Source organism: Nostoc sp. UHCC 0252, from assembly GCF_034931145.1.
Taxonomy (GTDB): Bacteria; Cyanobacteriota; Cyanobacteriia; order Cyanobacteriales; family Nostocaceae; genus Nostoc.
In genome coordinates, this window is sequence record NZ_JAYGHE010000157.1 from 1 (window position 1) to 4,276 (window position 4,276).

2 protein-coding genes and 1 pseudogene are annotated in these 4,276 nt (G+C 41.9%); 2 read left to right on the forward strand and 1 reads right to left on the reverse strand.

Going from position 1 to position 4,276, the window contains the following annotated elements; genetic code table 11:
- The first annotated feature begins 573 nt into the window (after positions 1-573).
- Together VB732_RS35455 and VB732_RS35460 are read left to right on the forward strand one after the other, a co-directional pair.
- Positions 574-1,251: a hypothetical protein gene (locus tag VB732_RS35455; RefSeq protein ID WP_323235478.1), complete on the forward strand. Its 678-nt coding sequence runs from the start codon at positions 574-576 to the stop codon at positions 1,249-1,251.
- A gap of 1,237 nt (positions 1,252-2,488) precedes the next feature.
- Positions 2,489-3,265: a site-specific integrase gene (locus VB732_RS35460; protein WP_323235479.1), complete on the forward strand. Its 777-nt coding sequence runs from the start codon at positions 2,489-2,491 to the stop codon at positions 3,263-3,265.
- A gap of 194 nt (positions 3,266-3,459) precedes the next feature.
- Here the strand turns inward: VB732_RS35460 and VB732_RS35465 are convergent.
- Positions 3,460-4,276 (reverse strand): annotated as a pseudogene (locus VB732_RS35465) (bifunctional DNA primase/helicase); the annotation flags it as partial.

A 4,276-nucleotide genomic window follows, 5' to 3' on the forward strand; every position in this document is an offset into this window, starting at 1 on the left:
AGTCAGGTAAAAGTGTTCCTGTTGCTGAAGCAGCAAAATCTGGGTATCCGTAAGAAGTACGCATCTGCTTTCGTTCTCCTGAACGATGTCTTGAGGGATAGCCACATTCTTGAATAAGTCAACCCCAAAATCCACAAACTCTGGTACTGAAAAAAACAGAACTGTAGTACTGTATAAACATTTCTAACAGCAATAATCTACGTAGATAAAACTCTCTTTCTAGTATTATCAGTCTTTGTGCTTGATATACTCACATCCTTAATCATTAATTAGTATAAATATTTGTGCAAACTCTTCAGTAAGTGTCAAATAGGGGGGATTGACTATTGGCTAGTTTTATGATTTTACATATCGAAATTAGTTTTAAGTATCCCTGCTTTCAATAAATTGAACTTTCCTTTCGATACCTCACCATGTTTTGCATCATAACTAAAAACTGTTAAAACTTGATTGCATGTATAGAACAAATATGTATAATACTTGCAGCTTGTACTTCACCATTTATTAGAAGTAGATATTTGGTCAAGCAAGGAAATTGGAAATTATTTTTCATAATCATTTGTTGGAGTATTTATGAATAAAAGAAAAATATTTACAGCACTTGTTTCAATAGGTGTAGGACTATGCTTAGGAGCTTGCCAGTCTGAAACAGACAAAGTTGCTCAGGCAGAGAATGACTTAAAACAGGCTTATGCGGCGGCAAGTGATGATGAGCAAAGCCAAAAAGATAAGGAAGTACAGGAGCAAATAAGGCAATATGTAGAAGAGACACCTAACTTATATAGAATAACTTGGAAGGTATGCGGAGATTATAGAAGTAGGAAGCGGGATGGAGTAAGATGTAGCGAAACTAAAATTCCCAAAACTAAAGGATATGTTGATCCCGTTTACGTCTGGGCAGCTAATGGGGTGCAGTTTGTTAATAAGCAACACTTTGTTAATAGCTATTGGGCTACAGGATTGTTTGTCAAGTCTAAAGGATGCTTGAACTCAGGGAAGCCAGAACAAGAGCAATTTTATAATGTAAAAAATTTCACCAGAGATAAAACGAATCCTGTTCCTACCGCAGCAAACGTGAAGATTGAACCTCTGTCAAAGCAGGAAAAGCAAACAGTAGTAGAACTTGCCTTCAAGGACGCAGAAACAGAAAATTATGCGCTGAAAAATTTCGGTGTGTCAGCAACCACAGGATTAATACCCACTGGGAAAACTTGCTTGACTCTTGAAGAATGGAAGAAGACGCAATCGTAAAAATCAGGCATAGTCGCTTCCTTGGATCGCAGTTCTGTCGCGCCGACTTCCTCCATCTCCAGCACAACCAACTAATTGGTTGATCGGCATCGCAATTTGCCGACCATTGGTCGGCAAAAACTTAATTATGATTCTGAAAAACTAATCCTTTATATGAGCCAAGATCGAGGGTGTTAAAAGGAGCGGGAATTTGCAGACCACCATGCCAAACAATGTCTGTGCCTTCCCTTATGCCCTGTATATAAATGTTTTTGTAATATAAAATACCTGGTTTTACGCAATTATAATTACTGTAAGCATCGCTATGCAGTAAAATTTCCTGCATTATACTCATCTAGGTAAATAGGCTAAATGAACCTAACATAAGCTTATTTGTTTACCTAGATAAGTATCATGATACAGCACGGGGATTTCGTTCGATGTTAAAGTTGTATTTTTAACTGTATAATTTACGACCTCATAAACTAACTCGCAATCAGCTAAAGCCCCTTCGTCCATCAGGGAGCATCTTGGCGTTCACCCTGAAAATTGATTCAGGACAAGTTCGGAATCAATTGCAGAACAGTTTGAGTTTTTGGGGAGCAAGTTTTACCCGTCCGTTTTTTGAAGAATTTTTTATAGAGGAATCAAGCCACTCTCAAAAAATAAACTAAAAATGACTCTATAGTTTTATGGCGTGATAGCGATTAAAAAACGGGCTATTCCGATAAGCTTGATTTGGCATGAAAGCAACAGAAGCAGGGAAGAATTTTGTACAAGTTTCTTAAAATAAGCACCTTTGCCCATTTTCTTTAACCCAAACCTACACCTGTAATATTTGTATACTCAAATGCTAGAGTATACTCTTTGACCTCATACATCACTTATTAACTATAAAGTCATTATTAGTTTATTTTTTTCACCTATTTTAGGTTTTTCTTTTAGAGGTGTATTTTTAGGGGGAACCACAAAAAAAAGATCCCAGCCTGCATCGAAGAAAGGTAGTGTCTAGGTAAACTGAAACGAAAAGTGATTGAGTCAGCGCATCACTTGTCTTGATAATCACTAGACCGCATCATGTAAAGGTGATTATTGCTTGTGCAGCACGAGCGATGGCAGTCCCAAATGGCAATCGGCTTTTTCTCCTGTGCGCTTAAATGGCAGGGGAATAGTACAGCATTAGTACACCACACCGTTCTGACTACAGGTGACGGGGGTATTCTGTTGCTGACAAACTGCCACAATTTTCACTTTGTCCGTGAACAGGGAAAGGGAAACGGTAGAGAAACTAGTACACATTGCAGTACAGTTCCACACTTTTTTCACCGAAATAAATCCTGGGACGGGAGCATCGGCGATAATGATTAACTATCGGGGGTTTGGGGCTGTGAAAATTGACCGTCACGGGAAGGCAAAGGTTTTGTCGGCAGAAGAAATCCAGCGTCTGTTTACTTTGGGGTTAACCACAGAGCGAGACAGAACCCTAATAGGCGTGATGCTGTACACGGGTTGCCGCGTCAATGAAGCAGTTACCCTAAAAATTAAAGATGTTTATAACAGCAAGGGACGGATCAGAGCAGAGATGATCATCCGTAAAGGGAATACAAAGGGAAAGTTAGCTACCCGCAGCATTCCGATTTTGTCAGAACTAAGGAACTTCTTAGCTACTTACAAACCGACAAACTCCCGTGACGGTTTTTTGTTTCCTGGTCGATGGGGGCGCGGTCACTTGCACTCAGAATATGCAAGCCTAATCTTCCGACAAGCTTGCGAACGTGCGGACATCGAAGGAGCAAGCACACACAGTTGCCGGAGAACCGCACTCACTTTCATGAGCAATGCCCAAATTCCTCTGAGAGTCATCCAAGAAATCAGTGGACATCGCAGCTTAGAGCAACTGCAAAATTATTTGGAGGTGGAACCATCCCAAGTCCGGGGTGCGATCGCGGCGTTGTCGATGCTATCACCGCCATCAATGAGCAGCAACAATCAAGACATGCGAAATGCGGATAACACGAAGTTATCAACGGAGTGATAGATCAGGAAATACATCTTAGTTGATCTAGACAGGACTAATAGCCAATAAAGGCTATAAGGATTTTCCCAAAAAACCATTTACAATTCCATCGGCAACACCTCAAGCGATAGCCACTGATAAAAATAAGGCACAAATTGCTATTTATTTACGTAGCTCAGTCGAGGCTTTGCCCACCTTCGACATCGCCGACTTTATCCTTCCACAGGCAACACCTCTTCACTTAGCAAGGCGTAAAATTCCGGGATTTGAGCCTCGACAAGTCGCAATTCACTCGCGGCGATCGCCTCAAGTTCCAACACCGTCTCCCAGCGCAAATCCTCAACCCATCGCTTGAGAATGCCTTTAATCGCGTCAACCCCCTGCTTAATACCAGAGCGAAGTATTTCTACGCAGTGGAGTAGCGTAACGCGATCGGTGAAGAGAGCAGAGGGGCAGGGGGGCAGGGGGGCAGAGGGGAAAGAACTTGTACAAATTTCTTCTTTGTTTCTCAACTCCTCAACTCCTCTGCTCCTCTGCTCCTCCGCTCCCCTGCTCTCATCTGTAGTATCCTCCCCCTGGCAATGGGAGTTCCCTATAGCATTAGGGGGGGGTGTGGATACGGCCTGCTGATTGGGGTTTACACTATATGCAGCAGGGGTTTGAGCAGCGTAATAGGTTCGATTTTCTTTTTGATTACGCTTTTCCACGCGATGAGCAATCACCTGGAGAGCAAATTCTAATTCCTCTTTAGATAAAGAGAAAAGTTTCACCTGTTGACCACGTTTACCTTGCTTGCGGAAAGTCAACTTTAGTCCCAGCTGCTCTAGTAAAGTCGCCAGCAACCAAATAGGTTTACAATCATGTGGAATAGTAAACCCAAGAATTGCTTTGACGTGAGCAGCACAATGTATAGCGATCTCCGTCATCTTGAGTAAGGTGGAATCGTCGGCAGTAACTTCATCACCCTTCATTAAAGAAGTGAGAATTTGATGCAGTCCCAGGTTAAATCTAGCCAGCCACCGCGCCGAA

What these genes read in the sequence shown, in the direction of transcription:
- VB732_RS35455 (WP_323235478.1), top strand. Translation starts at nt 574, where the DNA reads ATGAATAAAAGAAAAATATTTACAGCACTTGTTTCAATAGGTGTAGGA.